A 13,569-nucleotide genomic window follows, 5' to 3' on the forward strand; every position below is an offset into this window, starting at 1 on the left:
TCGCGACCCGTCAGAGGGACGCCGGTCCCTCCTCCGGGACCATCCCGACCCGGTCGGCGACCGCGGCCATGACGTCCTGGACGGCGACGGTGTCCGCGAGCGGCATGACCGGGCTCTCGGTCTCCCCGGCCGCGACCCGGCGGGTCACCTCCTCGATCTCGTGCGCGTAGCCGCGCCCGGTGGCCGGCAGCACGATCTCCTCGGGGTCGGCGCCGTGCCGGTGCACCACGATCCGGTCCGGGTGGTGGAAGCGCGGCGGCACCTCGATCCAGCCCTCGGTGCCGATCACCCGGGCCGAGCCGGGCATCGCGCACTGCAGGCTGACCTGCAGTGCGGCGCTGCGGCCGTCGGGCCAGCCGAGCAGGATCGACTCCTCCAGGTCCACACCGGACGGCGTCAGCGCACCGCTCGCCGCGACCGTGCCCGGACTGCCGAGCAGCATCTGGGCGAAGGAGACCACGTAGACGCCGAGGTCGAACAGGGCGCCGCCGCCGAGCTCCGGGGAGAAGAACCGGTCGTCGGCCCCGGAGCGGTTGCGCACGCCGAGATCGGCCTGCACGGAGCGGACCTCCCCGATCGCGCCCTCGGCGACGAGCTCGCGCAGCCGGACGACGGCCGGGAAGAACCGCGTCCACATCGCCTCCATCACGAACACGCCGCGGTTGCGGGCGGCCGCGGCGATCTCGCGGGTCGCGACGGAGCTGACCGTGAACGCCTTCTCGATCATCAGGGCCTTGCCCGCCTCGATCGCGGCCAGCGCGATCGCGCGGTGCTGCGGGTGCGGGGTGGCGACGTAGAGGACGTCGACGTCCGGGTCGTCGAGGATCGCGCGGTAGCCGGTGTGCACCCGGTCGACGCCGTGCCGGCGGGCGAAGTCGGCACCGCGTTCCGCGGAACGCGACGCGACGGCGACGAGCTCGGCGCCGGGCACGTGCGCGAAGTCCGGTGCGACGGCGTCGGCGATGCGGCCGGGCCCGATGATTCCCCACTTCACGGTCATGCCCCGATCCTGCCCGGAGCCCGGCCGAAGTTCCCGGCGCACGACCGATGAGTCCGGTCACCGGCCACGGTCCACCCCTCCGAACGGCACCGGGACCCCGGCGCCACCGTCCACAGGAGCCCCCGATGCCGAACATGATCTTCGTGAACCTGCCGGTCAGCGACCTGGACGCCGCGAAGGCGTTCTACTCCGCGCTCGGCTTCACCCTGAACGAGCAGTTCTCCGACGAGCGCACCGCCTCGTTCGTCGTCAGCGACGCCATCGTGGTCATGGTGATGGCGCAGGACCGGTTCCGGGAGTTCACCGAGCAGCCCGGTGTCGCCGACCCGCGGACCGCCCGCGAGGTCATCAACGCCTTCGGCGTCGAGAGCCGCGACGACGTCGACCGGCTGATCGACGCCGGTCTGGCCGCGGGCGGGGCGCTGTCCGGCAAGACCGAGGACCACGGCTTCATGTACGGCCGCGGCATCGACGACCCGGACGGCCACCACCTCGAGTTCGTGTGGATGGACCCGTCGGCCGTCGCCGGGGAGTGATCCCCGCCCGGTCCGTCACCGCCGTCCGAGGGGTACGGCGACGGACCGGGCCGACCGGCGCCGGCCCGGTCGGACGGCGCACGATCCGGCGGCGCACCGGCCGGGCAGCGCAGCGGCGGCGGGCGGCGCGGGTTCAGACGGCGCGCAGCGGGCGCACCTTGCGGACCAGCCCGTCGATGGCGAGCGCGTAGCCGTCGACGCCGAACCCGACGACGATCCCGGCCGCCACCGGCGAGACGAACGAGTGGTGCCGGAAGGTCTCGCGGCCGTGCACGTTGGAGATGTGCACCTCGACCGTGGGGAGCTCGGCGCCCTCGATCGCGTCGTGCAGCGCGACCGAGGTGTGGGTGTAGGCGGCGGCGTTGAGGACCAGGCCGACCGCGTCGCCGCGCTTCACCGCGGTGCCGGCCTCGTGGATCCAGTCGACGAGGACGCCCTCGTGGTTGGTCTGGCGGAAGTCCAGCTCGAGGTGGTGCGCGGCGGCCGACTCCCGGCACAGCGCCTCGACGTCGGTGAGCACGGTGGTCCCGTACACCTCCGGCTTGCGGGTCCCGAGCAGGTTGAGGTTCGGGCCGTTGAACACGAAGACGGTGGTCACGCCCGCGATCCTCTCAGCCGCTCCAGCCGGGGCGGACCAGGCCCGACTCGTAGGCCAGCACGACCAGCTGCGCGCGGTCCCGGGCGCCGAGCTTGGTCATCGTGCGGCTGACGTGGGTCTTCGCCGTCGTCGGGCTCATGTGCAGGCGGGCGGCGATCTCGTCGTTGGACAGCCCGGCCGCGACCTCCGCGAGGACCTCCCGCTCGCGGTCGGTGAGCTCGCCGAGCCGGACCGCGCCGTCGGGGCCGCCCCGGGAGCGCGCCGCGAACTCGGCGATCAGGGTGCGGGTGACCGCCGGGGCGAGCAGGGCCTCCCCGCCGTGGACGACCCGGATGGCGTGGATGAGGTCGGCCGGTTCGGAGTCCTTGACCAGGAATCCGCTGGCGCCGCCACGGATCGCGTCGAAGACGTAGGAGTCGTCGGTGAAGGTGGTCAGGACGACCACCCGGGTGCCGGCGAGCTCCGGGTCGTCGGTGATCTCCCGGGTCGCGGTGATGCCGTCGGTGCCGGGCATGCGGATGTCCATGAGGACGACGTCCGGGTGGTGCTCGCGGGCCGCGGTGACGGCCTGTGCGCCGTCGGCGGCCTCGGCGACCACGTCCAGGTCGGGCTGGGAGCCGAGCAGGGCGCGGAACCCGGAGCGGACGAGCGCCTGGTCGTCGGCGAGCAGGACGCGGATCACCTGTCGGCTCCCGGGGTCGCGGGGCGGTCGGGGACGTGGGCCCGCCCGGGGCGGTCGGTCGCCCCGGCGGCCCCGGCCCGTCCGGTCGGGTCGGCCGGAGCGGGTTCCGCGGGGGAACGCCCGGCCGGGGCGGAGCCCGGGGCGGCGGAGCCCTGGGCAGCGGGGTCCGGGGCAGCGGGGTCCGCGGCGGCGGGGTCGGCCGGCGGCGCGGGCAGGTGGGCGCGCACCCGGAAGCCCCGCTCCGGGCCCGGCCCCGCCTCCAGGGTCCCGCCGACCGAGCGCGCACGCTCGCGCATGCCGGTCAGCCCCGTGCCGTCCACCGCGCCGGGCGCCGGGCCGGCACCGTCGTCGTCGACGGTCAGGTCCAGCGCGTCGTCGCCGAACCGCAGGGTGACCATCGCGCCACCGGCCCCGGCGTGCCGACGCGTGTTGGTCAGCGACTCCTGCACGATCCGATACGCCGCCAGGTCGACCCCGGTCGGCAGCGGTCGCGGGGTCCCCTCGGCGCCGCGGCGCACCGGCAGCCCCGCGGCGCGCACCTCGTCGAGCAGCGCGTCGAGCCGGTCCAGGCCGGGGGTGGGCGCACGCGGGGCCTGCTCGTCGACCCCACGCAGCACGCCGAGGGTGGAGCGCATCTCGCGCAGCAGGTCGCGGCTGGCCCGCTTGATCTCGGTGAGCGCGGTGCGGGCCTGCTCCGGGTCGTCGTCCATCAGGTAGAGCGCGACCCCGGCCTGCACGTTGATCAGGGAGACGTGGTGGCCCAGCACGTCGTGCAGCTCCTGGGCGATGCGCAGCCGCTCGGCGTCGGCGCTGCGCCGACGCTCGGCCTCGGCGGCCCGCCGGGCCTGCGCCGTGCGCTCGCGCCGGACCCGCCAGAGGGCGCCGCCCGCGACGAGCGCCGCCAGCCAGGCCAGGACCGGCGCGGTCGCCGGCCACGGGATCGGCCGCCCGGTCACGAGCAGCCACCCGGTCAGCACGGCCGGCGCGACGGCCACCACCGCGAGCGCGCGGTGGTGGCGCCCGGCGGCGACCGCCGACACCAGCGCCACGGCGAACGCGAACCCGAGCGGCCCGATCGGCGGGTACCCCAGGCCCAGGTAGACGACGACCGCGGCTGCGCACACCGCGAGCGCCACGACCCGGTTCAGGTGCCGGAACAGCAGCGCGACCGGCCCCACCGCGAGCAGTGCGACGGCGAGCCCGTCGAGCGGGAGTGCCGTCGCGTCCGGGTCCGGGTACTGCGCGCTGCGGACGGCGTAGAACGCCGTCCCGCCCATGGTGAACAGGCCGACGACCAGCGCAGGGACGAGGATCCGCGCGATCCCGCCCCACCTCGGACGTCGGTCGGCGGGCACGCGGGACACCGTAGACCGGGGCACCGACAGCGGTCGTCGTCCGGACGGTGACCGGTGCCGTACACCCGCGGGAGTACACGGGCGGCCGCTCCTTCCCCGGGGGCGGCAGCGGGATCGGCGACCGCGGACGGACGCGCGCGACCCCCCGGCACCGCGACGCTGGCCGTCATGACAGCGACTCCGGACACCCGTCCCGCACCCGGACCGGCCACCGCCCCGGCACCGGCCGCACCGTCCCCCGTCACCCCGCCCCCGGCCGACGCGGTACCGGCCGCGACCGCGCCCACGGCGACGACCGCGGGCGGTCTCCCGCCCCGGTCCGACGCCGTGCTCGCCTCGGACGCCGAGCGCGAGCACGTCACCGCCCGGCTGCGGACGGCCGCCGCCGAGGGGCGCCTGACCCTCGCCGAGTCCGACGAGCGGCAGGCCGCCGCCTACGCCGCCCGCACCCGCGACGAGCTCGTCCCGCTGCTCGCCGGGCTGCCCCGCCCGCCGCAGCCGCGTCGCCCCCGGCGCGGTCCGCTCACCCCCCGCGCCCAGCGCAACCTGAGGATCCACGCCGGGGCGACCGTCGCCGTGCTGCTCCTGCTGGTCCTGGGCGCGGTGCTCGGCCCGGCGCCGCTGTTCGTCCCGATCGGGCCGGCGTTCTGGCTGGGCCTGATCCTGTTCGTGCACTCCCGGCGGGCCGAGCGCGAGGCGTCGCCGGACGAGGAGCTGCCCGAGGAGCTGCGGTGACCGCCGTGGCCGAGCGGGCCGGACGGACCGCACCGCGGCGGCTCGCCCGGCGACCGCGGGCCGCGCTGCGGACGGTGCACGTGCTGCTCGCGGTGGCCTGGACCGGCGCGTCGCTGGTGCTGCTGGTGCTGCCCGTGGCGGTGCTGCTGCAGGGCACCGACGCCGGGTTCGCCGTCGCGGTGATGGGCACCGTGGGGAACGGGACGATCCCGTTCCTCGCCGTCGGCACCGTCCTCAGCGGGGCGGCCCTCGGCCTCGGAACGGCGTGGGGGCTGTTCCGGTACCGCTGGGTCGTCGCGAAGACCGTACTGGCGCTGGTGGTGATCGTCTCGTCGGTCGCGCTCACCACCGGGTGGGTCGACGCCGCCGCGGCCGGGGACCGGTCGGTCCTGCCGCTGCTGGTCGCGGCGTCGGTGCTGCACCAGGTGATGCTGCTGGGCGCGACGGTGCTGTCGGTGGAGAAGCCCGGCGGACGGCTGTCCCGGCGGTTGACAGGCAACCGAATGGTTGCATAATTGGCGGCGTGACCGACCTGGACGCCGTCTTCCGCGCACTCGCGGACCCGACGCGGCGGCGCATCCTCGACCGGTTGCACGAGCAGGGCGAGTCGACGCTCGGCGCGCTGTGCGAGGGGCTGGACATGAGCCGGCAGGCCGTCTCCAAGCACCTCGCTCAGCTGGAGTCCGCCGGGCTGGTGACCACGCTGCGTCGCGGCCGGGAGAAGCTCCACCACCTCGACCCGGTCCCCATCCAGGAGATCCACGACCGGTGGATCGGGAAGTTCGAGCGCAGCCGGGTGCAGGCGGTCACCGCCCTGCGCGCGGCACTGGAGGAGCACGATGAGCAGTGAGCGCAGGTTCGTCTACACGACCTACATCCGCAGCACCGCCGAGCAGGTGTTCCGGGCGCTGATCACGCCGGAGTTCACCATGCAGTACTGGGGCGGCGCGGAGCTGACCTCGGACTGGCGGGTGGGCAGCCCGCTGGAGGCGGTCCACCCCGACCGCGACGACTTCATCGGCGAGATCCTCGCCGTCGAGCCGCCGCACCGGTTGTCCTACACCTTCACCGGCCACGCCGAACGGGCCGCGGGACGGCCGCCGACCGTCGTCGAGTTCACGCTCTCCCCGTTCGGCGAGGAGGCGGTGAAGCTGCAGGTCGTCCACACCGGTTTCACCGACGACGAGCAGGGCGCGCAGGACGCCCGCGACGTGGGCGAGGGCTGGCCCGCGATCCTGTCCGCGCTCAAGACACTGCTGGAGACCGACCGGCCGCTGGCCTCCCCCGGTCACTTCGCGCCACGGACACCGGCGACGCCCGCCCGGTGAGTCCGCGCGCGGACCTGTCGCGCCGTGATCTCCGGGGCGAGGGGCCCGACGGCTCTCAGCGGCCGAACAGGCGTGCCCACCAGCCACGGCGGGACCCCGGCGCGGTCTCCGCGCCGGCGGGCGGCGGCGCGGCGGGCCGGGCGGCGGCCCGCCGCCGCTCCCGGGCCGTGTGCCAGCGCGCGACGACCTCGTCGGCGTCGAGCCTGCGGATCGGCACGCGCGGGCCCATCGGGTGGCGCATGTGGTCGACGACCCGGGAGTTGACCTCCTCGACGTGCTCACGCACGCGGCGCTCGTCGACGAAGCGGGTGACGGTCTCGTCGATCCGGTCCAGCTCCTTGCGCAGCTGGATCGACGGCGGCAGCATCGCGTCGCCCGGGACGCCCTCCCGCTCCAGGTAGCCGCGGATCCACCAGTTCTCGTCGACCGGGCCGATCCGTCCCGCCCCGGGCAACGGCTTGCCCTTGCCGGGCAGGTCGTCGAAGTCGCCCCGCTCGACGGCCTCCCGGATCGTCCGGTCGACCGGTGACTCGAACCGCGGGTCCACACCGTTCATGGCTGCACCACCCCGTCGCGAGGTTACCGGCGAGCGCCGTTTCCTGTCGGTGGTCGGGTGCACACTCCGCGCCATGACGACGACACCCGCGACCCCCACCACCGACCGTTCCCGGGCACTGGACCTGGCGCGCCACTACCCCGGCCGGCGGGTGGGGCACGTCGCCGCGCAGCAGCGGAGGGCGGGGTTCCCCGACCGCAACTGGCGCCTCGGCGCCGACGGCGAGCAGCGCACCGCGCACCTGCTGACCGCGCTCACCGGGCGGACCCGCCGGGACCGGCTGCTCGGCAGGCCCCCGGCATGGCAGGTCCTGCACTCGGTCCCGCTCGACGGCGGCGCCGCCGACCTCGACCACGTCCTGATCGGGCCGCCCGGCATCTGCGTCGTCGACACCCGCCACCACCGCGGCCGCTCCCTGCTCCTCGACGGCGATCGGCTGGTCGTCGCGGGGACGGCCACGGACGCGGTGCCGCGGGCCCGGGCCGAGGCGCAGCGGGTCCGCGAGCTGCTGCTCCCCCGGCTCGGGGCCGCCGCGTCGACGCCGGTCCGCCCGGTGATCGCGCTGGTCGGGGCCCCGCTCCGGGTGCGCCGCTGGCCCGACGACGTCGTGGTCGCCACCGAGGGCGCGCTGGTGTACGCCCTGCGCGGGCTGACCCCGGTGCTCGGCCCTCGGGAGGTGGAGCGGATCCACGCCGTCGCCCGGCGCCCGGAGAGCTGGGGGTGAGGCGTGCGCCGGGTCACGGTGCCTTCCCCGCGCAGGGCCGGATCAGCATGCTCTCCCGGTGACCTCGACCGCCCCGGCCCGGACCGGGCTGCACCGTGTCCCGGTCCCGGACGGTGTCGCACCGTCCGGGGTGGCGGCGGCGGTGCGCCGGCTCGCCCACCGGCCGTGGCTGGTCGCCTTCGGCGGGAGCTGGTCGTGGGGGGCACTGGTCGCCACCGAGCCGGTGCTCACCGCACCGGACGGGGCCGACCCGTTCGCCGTGCTGGACGCGCCGCCACGGTCCGCGGGCCCGGCGGCGAGCCCGGGCGCCGGGACCGCCGGGGCCGTCGGAGGCGGCTGGTTCGGGCTCCTGGACCATGCCCCGCCCGGTGTGCGGCCGACGGCGGTGCTGTCCTGGTACCGCGACGTGCTGCGGCACGACGGCGAGCGCTGGTGGTTCGAGGCGCTGGTCGCCGGCGGAGCCCCGCTGCCGGGCCTGCCGGACCACCCCGGTGCGGTGCACCCCGACACCGGCTCGGCCGAGCGCCGGTACACGCAGCTGTGCGCCGACCTCGCCCGCCCGGCGCCGGACCGGACGGCCCGGATCGCGGTCACCCGGTGGCCCGACCGCGACGCGCACCTGGCCGCGGTCGAGCGGTGCGTCACCGAGATCCGCCGCGGCGAGATCTTCCAGGCCAACATCGCGACCCGGCTGGAGGTGCGGCTCGACGGCGACCCGCACGAGGCGTGGGCCCGGCTGGTCGAGCCGGTCGCACCGGCCCGCGCCGCGCTCGTCGTGACGCCGGAGCGGGCCGCGGTGGGCGCGAGCCCGGAGCTGTTCCTGCACCGTGCCGGGGACCGGGTCACCACCGCGCCGATCAAGGGCACCCGGCCGCGCACCGGTGGCGACGCCGACGACGCCGAACGCGCGCGGCTCGGCGCCTCGGTGAAGGACGCGGCCGAGAACGTGATGATCGTCGACCTGATGCGCAACGACCTGGCCCGGGTGGCACGGCCCGGCGGGGTGCGGCCGGGGCGGCTGCTCGCCGTCGAACCGCATCCGGGGGTGTGGCACCTGGTGTCGCGGGTGCACGCGACGCTGCGCGACGACGTCACCGACGCCGACCTGCTCATCGCCACGTTCCCGCCGGGCTCGGTCACCGGCGCGCCGAAGATCCGGGCCTGCGAGGTGATCGCCGACTGCGAGGACGGCGACCGCGGGCTGTTCACCGGCGCCGTCGGCGGGGTGAGCCCGCTGGCCGGACTGGAGCTGAACGTCGCGATCCGCACCCTCGACCTCGGCCCCGCCGGGCCCGACGGCAGCCGCAGCGGCCGGCTCGGCGTCGGCGGGGGCATCACCGTCGACTCCGACCCGGCGGAGGAGTTCGGCGAGGTCCTGACCAAGGCCGCCCCGGTCCTGGCCGCGCTGGACGGCCCGCCCCGGCCGGTCCGGCCGCCCGTCGCCCGGCCCGCCGACCGGGCCGCGGGCCTGTTCGAGACGCTGGCCTGCGTCGACGGCCGGGCCCGCCGGGTCGGCGAGCACGCCGCCCGGCTGCGCCGCTCCTACCTCGCGGTCACCGGCCGCCCCCTCGACGCGCGGGTCGAGGCCGAGGTCGCCACGGCCGTCGCGGGGGCGGCCGGGCACCACCGGGTCCGGGTCGAGGCGACACCGGACGACCCGTCGCGGGTCACCGTGCGCGCGGTCCTCTGGCCCGGACCGGTCCCGCTCGACGCACAGGGCGGGGTGGTCGCCGTCGTCCGCCGCGGCACCGACGGCGAGTCCCACAAGTTCGTCGACCGCCGCTGGCTCGACGCCCACGAGGCCGGGGTCGGGGACGGTTCGCCGCTGCTGTGCGACCCGGCGGGCCTGGTGCTGGAGACGACGCGTTCCGCCGTCGCCGCCGTGCACCGGGGGCGGCTGTGGGTCCCCCCGCTCGACGGCCGCATCCTGCCCGGCACCGGCCGCCGCGCGCTGCTCGACCTGCTGGGCCCCGGCGCCGTGCGGATCGCCCCGCTGCCCCTGGCCGCGCTCACCGGGGCCGACGGGTTCCTGCTGGTCAACGCGCTGCGCGGGGTGCAGTGGGTGCACCGGGTCGAGGACGACGACCAGACCGTCGCCACGTGGGCCGCCCCGGACCCGCTGACCCGACGCCTCGCCGCGGCGCTGTCGCGCTGACCGGGCGTCGCGCCACCACACCGCCCCTGACGACCGCCGGTGCCGCCCCGCGGTCCCCACCCGGCACCGGGCCAGCGGCACCGCGACCGGCGGCGCGACCGGCACCGCCCCGTCCGGTACGGACCGCACGGACCTCGCACCTCGCAGCCCCTGCAGACGGTGCGAGGTCCTCGAGGTGTGCGAGGCCGGCCCGCACCGGCAGGATCGGGTCGTGAGCACCGACCGGATCGCCGCCGAGCTGCGTCGCCCCCTGCGGTGGGTCCCACCGATCCCGCTGCACCGCCCCCGGCTGCTGCGCCTGCTGCAGCGGCTGTCCCGGCGCGGCAGGCCCGCCACCGTCGACGGGGTCCGGTCCACCACCCACCCGGGCCCGCCGCTGCTGCGCGTGCACGTCCCCGACCACCGCACGACCCCCGCGGCGCTGCTGTGGTTCCACGGCGGCGGCCTCGTCCTGGGCTCCCCCATGATCGACGACGTGCGGTGCGGCGAGCTCGCCGCGGACCTGGGGATCGTCGTCGTCTCGGTGGACTACCGGCTCGCGCCCGGTGACCCGTTCCCCGCCGCGCTCGACGACTGCCACGCCGGCTGGACCTGGCTGCGGGACGCCGCCGGCCGGCTGGAGGTCGACCCGGCGCGGATCGCCGTCGGCGGGGCGAGCGCCGGGGGCTGCCTGGCCGCCGCGCTGGTCCAGCGCCTGCACGACGAGGGCGGACCGCAGCCGGTCGCGCAGTGGCTGGTCTACCCGATGCTCGACGACCGCACCGCCGCCCGTCGCGAGCTCGACCGGCCCCCGCACCGGGTGTGGAACAACCGCAACAACGAGGTCGGCTGGCGCGCCTACCTGGGGCGCCCGCCCGGGACCGGCGAGCCCGCCCCGTACGCGGTGCCCGCCCGTCGCGCCGACCTGTCCGGGCTGCCGCCCGCGTGGATCGGCGTCGGCGACGTCGACCTGTTCCACGACGAGGACATCACCTACGCGCAGCGGCTGCGCGAGGCCGGGGTGCCCGTCGAGCTCGACGTCGTCCCCGGCGCCCCGCACGGCTTCGACGGCTGGGGCAAGGGCGTCGCGATCGCCGACGACTTCACCGGGCGCTCGGTCGCCTGGCTGCGCGGCGCGCTCGGCAGCTGATCACCCGGCCAGGTCCAGCAGCAGCGCGGCCAGCTCGCGGGGCCGGTTCTGCGGCACCAGGTGGTGGGTGTCGATCTCGGCGTAGCGCCAGGCGTCGGAGGTCCGGGCGCGGTCGGCGGCCGCGGTGAACGCCCCGCCCGCGACGTCCTCCCGGGTGGCCCGCACGAACGTCCGGCCGCACGGCCACTGCTCCAGCGGCCGGGACAGCCGCACCGGCTCGGTGAGCGTGCGGACCGGCTGCGGGGAGCGCCGCGGCGCCGACCACGCGGCCTCGGCCGGGTCGTCGTAGTGCCGCTCCGGGCCCGGGACCAGCCACGACGACCCCAGCCCCGCCGAGCCCGGCGCGGGCACCGCACCGGCGAGGGCGGGTGCCAGGTCGAGGGCGGACTCGCCGTCGTCGGGGACGAACGCGTCGAGGTAGACCAGCTCACGGACCCGGTCGCCGATCTCGTCGAGCGCCCCGGTGACGACCATGCCGCCGTAGGAGAACCCGAGCAGCACGATGTCGCGCAGGTCCTCGTAGAGCACGGCGGCGACCACGTCGCGCACGTGGACGGACAGGTCGATCCACGGCCCGGCCAGGTGCGAGCGCTCCCCGATGCCGGTGAGCGCGGGCGTCACCACGTCGTGGCCGGCCGCGCGCAGCAGCGGGCGCACCAGGTGGAAGGAGTGGGCGCCGCCCCAGGCGCCGTGGACCAGCACGAACGTCGTCATGACGGCAGACTCCCACGACGATGAACGATTTCCCCGACGGCTTCTTCGACCGCGCCGACCCGGCCGACGACCGCGAGTTCTACCTGCCCCCGCGCTTCGTCCAGCACATCGACGAGGGCGCCATCGCCGCCGCGTCGGCGTTCTACGACGAGATCGGCACCACCGGCCGGGTGCTGGACCTGATGTCGTCGTGGGTGTCGCACCTGCCGCACCGCCCGGAGCACCTGACCGTGCTGGGCATGAACCGGGCCGAGCTCGCCGCCAACGAGATGGCCCACGAGGCCGTCCGCCACGACCTCAACGCCGACCCGGTGCTCCCCTTCGCCGACGCCGCGTTCGACGCCTGCGTCTGCACCGTCTCGGTCGACTACCTGACCGACCCGGTCGCGGTGTTCGCCGAGGTGGGACGGGTGCTGGTGCCGGGCGGGGTGTTCGCCACCACGTTCTCGAACCGCTGCTTCCCGACCAAGGCGGTCCGCGGGTGGCTCGCCTCCGACGACAGGACGCGGGTCGCGATCGTCGGGGAGTACTTCCGGCGCAGCGGCGCGTTCGACACCCCGGTGGCCCGTGACTGCGGCGGACCCGGGGATCCGCTGTACGCGGTGTGGGCCCGCACCCCTACCGGCTGACGAAGTCCAGCACCGCCCGCTCGAACTCCCGCGGACGCTCCATGTTCGGGTAGTGCGCGGTCCCACCGATCTCGCCGGAGCGGCCGTCCGGGACGGCGGCGACCGCGTCGGCGACGATCCGCCGGTGGTCGTCGGAATCGAGGGCGCCGACGAGACCGAGCAGCGGCACCGGGAACGCGCCGGCGCGCTCGACGGCGTCGTCGAGGAAGCCGATCGGGCCCGGGGGCGCGGCCGGGTCCGCGGGCAGGTGGTGGGACAGCAGGTCGACCGCCATCAGCCGGATCTCGGCGAGGACGGCCGGGTCCACGTCGGCCTCCGTGCGGAACGGGCCGGGCACGAACTCCAGGAACACCCGGACCCAGCGCTCGGCGTCGAGGTCCAGGCGCGCCTGCTCCCAGCGCGCCATGGTGTCGACCGTCCACGGGTCGGTCCACACCGGCTCGCCCGCGCCGGCGCCGCACAGCACGACCCGGTCGACGAGGTCCGGGCGTTCCAGCGCGGTGTCGAACGCGACCCGCGCCCCCATCGACAGCCCGACGAGCGCGACCGGCCCGGCGTCGAGGTGCTCCAGCAGCGCGGCGAGGTCGGCGTGCGGCCGGTAGCCCTGCGGGCCGGGCGTCGACGACGCGCCGTGCCCGCGGGCGTCCGGCACCACGACCCGGTGCCGGGCGGACAGCGGCCCGATCTGACGCGACCACATCCGTCCGTCGACGGCGCCCCCGTGCAGCAACACCAGCGGCGGGCGCCCGTCCGGGTGCGGGCCGGTGTCGCGGTAGGCGATCCGGCCGTCCTCCACGGGCAGGAACGTCGGGACGGTGACCTGGGCGAGGGCAAGCGTCATGACAACCAAGGTGTCATTATTTGGGCATCGTGACAACCCAGGTGTCATACTCGGAGGGTGCCCGGCATCGACGACACCGCCGAGAAGCTGGCCGAGGTCTACGTACTCGTGGGCCCCCTCTACCGGCGGGTGCTGCGCGAGGTCGAGGAGTCCGCGCCGGACAACCGGGTCTCGGCGGGCGTGCGCGCGGTGCTCGACCAGCTCCGGCGGCACGGCCCGATGACCGTGCCCGGGATCGGGCGGTCGCAGTCGCTCAGCCGGCAGTTCGTGCAGCGGATGGTCGACGACGCGCTGGCCGCCGGGCTCGTCGAGCGGGCGGACAACCCGCGGCACCGGCGGTCCCCCCTGATCGTGCCGACGCCGGCCGGGCGCGCGGTGATCGACGAGGTCGTCGGACGGGAGCACGCGCGGCTGCGCGCGGTCGCCGGACACCTCGACCCCGCCGACGTCGACGCGACGCTGCGGGTACTCGCCGCGATGGTCGCCGACCTGACCGAGATCGAACCGGAGATCGAACCCGGGCATTGACCCCCTCGGCCCGGTGGCGCACGATCCGACCGAGATCGACCCCCCACCACTGGCGGTGC

The 13,569-nt window shown here is 76.3% G+C and carries 17 protein-coding genes; 10 read left to right on the top strand and 7 right to left on the bottom strand.

The features are described from left to right. Positions 1-10: 10 nt before the first annotated feature. On the bottom strand, positions 11-1,000 hold the full coding sequence (locus tag ZF1_RS25960; protein WP_482638544.1) for a Gfo/Idh/MocA family protein: 990 nt from the start codon (positions 998-1,000) through the stop codon (positions 11-13). A 125-nt stretch (positions 1,001-1,125) separates the two neighbouring features. Here ZF1_RS25960 and ZF1_RS25965 point away from each other — a divergent pair, with 125 nt between their 5' ends. Next, positions 1,126-1,536 carry a VOC family protein gene (locus ZF1_RS25965; RefSeq protein ID WP_350590704.1) on the top strand — a complete coding sequence of 137 codons (411 nt, stop codon included), beginning with the start codon at positions 1,126-1,128 and terminating at the stop codon, positions 1,534-1,536. A gap of 133 nt (positions 1,537-1,669) precedes the next feature. Here the strand turns inward: ZF1_RS25965 and aroQ are convergent, their stop codons facing one another. Genes aroQ through ZF1_RS25980 form a run of 3 tightly spaced genes read right to left on the bottom strand, consistent with a single transcriptional unit; the run spans position 1,670 to position 4,171 of the window. After that, the gene (aroQ, locus tag ZF1_RS25970) at positions 1,670-2,143 is read right to left on the bottom strand and encodes a type II 3-dehydroquinate dehydratase (RefSeq protein ID WP_405421652.1); all 474 of its coding nucleotides are present in this window, start codon (positions 2,141-2,143) and stop codon (positions 1,670-1,672) included. A 4-nt stretch (positions 2,144-2,147) separates the two neighbouring features. Beyond that, positions 2,148-2,816 carry a response regulator transcription factor gene (locus ZF1_RS25975; protein WP_482638545.1) on the bottom strand — a complete coding sequence of 223 codons (669 nt, stop codon included), beginning with the start codon at positions 2,814-2,816 and terminating at the stop codon, positions 2,148-2,150. Then, positions 2,813-4,171 carry a sensor histidine kinase gene (locus ZF1_RS25980; protein WP_482638546.1) on the bottom strand — a complete coding sequence of 453 codons (1,359 nt, stop codon included), beginning with the start codon at positions 4,169-4,171 and terminating at the stop codon, positions 2,813-2,815. The genes ZF1_RS25975 and ZF1_RS25980 overlap by 4 nt, the downstream gene beginning before the upstream one ends. A 168-nt stretch (positions 4,172-4,339) precedes the next feature. On the opposite strand from ZF1_RS25980, the gene ZF1_RS25985 reads away from it, so the two are divergent. The 4 genes from ZF1_RS25985 to ZF1_RS26000 are packed head-to-tail and all read left to right on the top strand — an operon-like array spanning position 4,340 to position 6,234. Then, entirely contained in the window at positions 4,340-4,906 is a 567-nt protein-coding gene (locus tag ZF1_RS25985) for a DUF1707 SHOCT-like domain-containing protein (protein ID WP_482638547.1), read from the top strand. Beyond that, complete coding sequence (locus tag ZF1_RS25990) at positions 4,903-5,421, top strand: hypothetical protein (RefSeq protein ID WP_482638548.1); 519 nt, start codon at positions 4,903-4,905, stop codon at positions 5,419-5,421. The genes ZF1_RS25985 and ZF1_RS25990 overlap by 4 nt, the downstream gene beginning before the upstream one ends. Before the next feature lie 8 nt (positions 5,422-5,429). Then, positions 5,430-5,756: an ArsR/SmtB family transcription factor gene (locus tag ZF1_RS25995; RefSeq protein ID WP_482638549.1), complete on the top strand. Its 327-nt coding sequence runs from the start codon at positions 5,430-5,432 to the stop codon at positions 5,754-5,756. Beyond that, complete coding sequence (locus ZF1_RS26000; protein WP_482638550.1) at positions 5,746-6,234, top strand: SRPBCC family protein; 489 nt, start codon at positions 5,746-5,748, stop codon at positions 6,232-6,234. Before ZF1_RS25995 ends, ZF1_RS26000 begins: the two co-directional genes overlap by 11 nt. Positions 6,235-6,289: 55 nt before the next feature. Here ZF1_RS26000 and ZF1_RS26005 read toward each other — a convergent pair whose 3' ends face one another. Next, complete coding sequence (locus ZF1_RS26005) at positions 6,290-6,790, bottom strand: DnaJ family domain-containing protein (protein ID WP_482638551.1); 501 nt, start codon at positions 6,788-6,790, stop codon at positions 6,290-6,292. A gap of 73 nt (positions 6,791-6,863) precedes the next feature. On the opposite strand from ZF1_RS26005, the gene ZF1_RS26010 reads away from it, so the two are divergent. From ZF1_RS26010 to ZF1_RS26020, 3 genes are all read left to right on the top strand, one after another. Beyond that, complete coding sequence (locus tag ZF1_RS26010) at positions 6,864-7,514, top strand: nuclease-related domain-containing protein (RefSeq protein ID WP_482638552.1); 651 nt, start codon at positions 6,864-6,866, stop codon at positions 7,512-7,514. 58 nt (positions 7,515-7,572) lie between these two features. Then, positions 7,573-9,669, top strand: coding sequence for a chorismate-binding protein (locus ZF1_RS26015; protein WP_357437127.1), 2,097 nt, complete (start codon positions 7,573-7,575; stop codon positions 9,667-9,669). A 211-nt stretch (positions 9,670-9,880) separates the two neighbouring features. Further along, positions 9,881-10,798, top strand: a complete 918-nt coding sequence (locus ZF1_RS26020; RefSeq protein ID WP_405421083.1) for an alpha/beta hydrolase — start codon at positions 9,881-9,883, stop codon at positions 10,796-10,798. On the opposite strand, the gene ZF1_RS26025 is transcribed toward ZF1_RS26020, so the two are convergent. After that, positions 10,799-11,512 carry an alpha/beta fold hydrolase gene (locus ZF1_RS26025; protein WP_357437133.1) on the bottom strand — a complete coding sequence of 238 codons (714 nt, stop codon included), beginning with the start codon at positions 11,510-11,512 and terminating at the stop codon, positions 10,799-10,801. A gap of 20 nt (positions 11,513-11,532) precedes the next feature. Between ZF1_RS26025 and ZF1_RS26030 the strand changes: the two genes are divergently transcribed. Next, on the top strand, positions 11,533-12,141 hold the full coding sequence (locus ZF1_RS26030) for a class I SAM-dependent methyltransferase (RefSeq protein ID WP_482638553.1): 609 nt from the start codon (positions 11,533-11,535) through the stop codon (positions 12,139-12,141). Here the strand turns inward: ZF1_RS26030 and ZF1_RS26035 are convergent. Further along, positions 12,131-12,982: an alpha/beta fold hydrolase gene (locus ZF1_RS26035; protein WP_476653052.1), complete on the bottom strand. Its 852-nt coding sequence runs from the start codon at positions 12,980-12,982 to the stop codon at positions 12,131-12,133. The genes ZF1_RS26030 and ZF1_RS26035 overlap by 11 nt on opposite strands. A 57-nt stretch (positions 12,983-13,039) precedes the next feature. Here ZF1_RS26035 and ZF1_RS26040 point away from each other — a divergent pair, with 57 nt between their 5' ends. Continuing rightward, the gene (locus ZF1_RS26040; RefSeq protein WP_357437139.1) at positions 13,040-13,510 is read left to right on the top strand and encodes a MarR family winged helix-turn-helix transcriptional regulator; all 471 of its coding nucleotides are present in this window, start codon (positions 13,040-13,042) and stop codon (positions 13,508-13,510) included. Positions 13,511-13,569: the final 59 nt, after the last annotated feature.

This window comes from Pseudonocardia sp. ZF1 (assembly GCF_056835605.1).

What these genes read in the sequence shown, in the direction of transcription:
- ZF1_RS25960 (WP_482638544.1), bottom strand. Translation starts at nt 1,000, where the DNA reads ATGACCGTGAAGTGGGGAATCATCGGGCCCGGCCGCATCGCCGACGCC.
- ZF1_RS25965 (WP_350590704.1), top strand. Translation starts at nt 1,126, where the DNA reads ATGCCGAACATGATCTTCGTGAACCTGCCGGTCAGCGACCTGGACGCC.
- ZF1_RS25985 (WP_482638547.1), top strand. Translation starts at nt 4,340, where the DNA reads ATGACAGCGACTCCGGACACCCGTCCCGCACCCGGACCGGCCACCGCC.
- ZF1_RS26000 (WP_482638550.1), top strand. Translation starts at nt 5,746, where the DNA reads ATGAGCAGTGAGCGCAGGTTCGTCTACACGACCTACATCCGCAGCACC.
- ZF1_RS26005 (WP_482638551.1), bottom strand. Translation starts at nt 6,790, where the DNA reads ATGAACGGTGTGGACCCGCGGTTCGAGTCACCGGTCGACCGGACGATC.
- ZF1_RS26010 (WP_482638552.1), top strand. Translation starts at nt 6,864, where the DNA reads ATGACGACGACACCCGCGACCCCCACCACCGACCGTTCCCGGGCACTG.
- ZF1_RS26025 (WP_357437133.1), bottom strand. Translation starts at nt 11,512, where the DNA reads ATGACGACGTTCGTGCTGGTCCACGGCGCCTGGGGCGGCGCCCACTCC.
- ZF1_RS26030 (WP_482638553.1), top strand. Translation starts at nt 11,533, where the DNA reads ATGAACGATTTCCCCGACGGCTTCTTCGACCGCGCCGACCCGGCCGAC.
- ZF1_RS26035 (WP_476653052.1), bottom strand. Translation starts at nt 12,982, where the DNA reads ATGACGCTTGCCCTCGCCCAGGTCACCGTCCCGACGTTCCTGCCCGTG.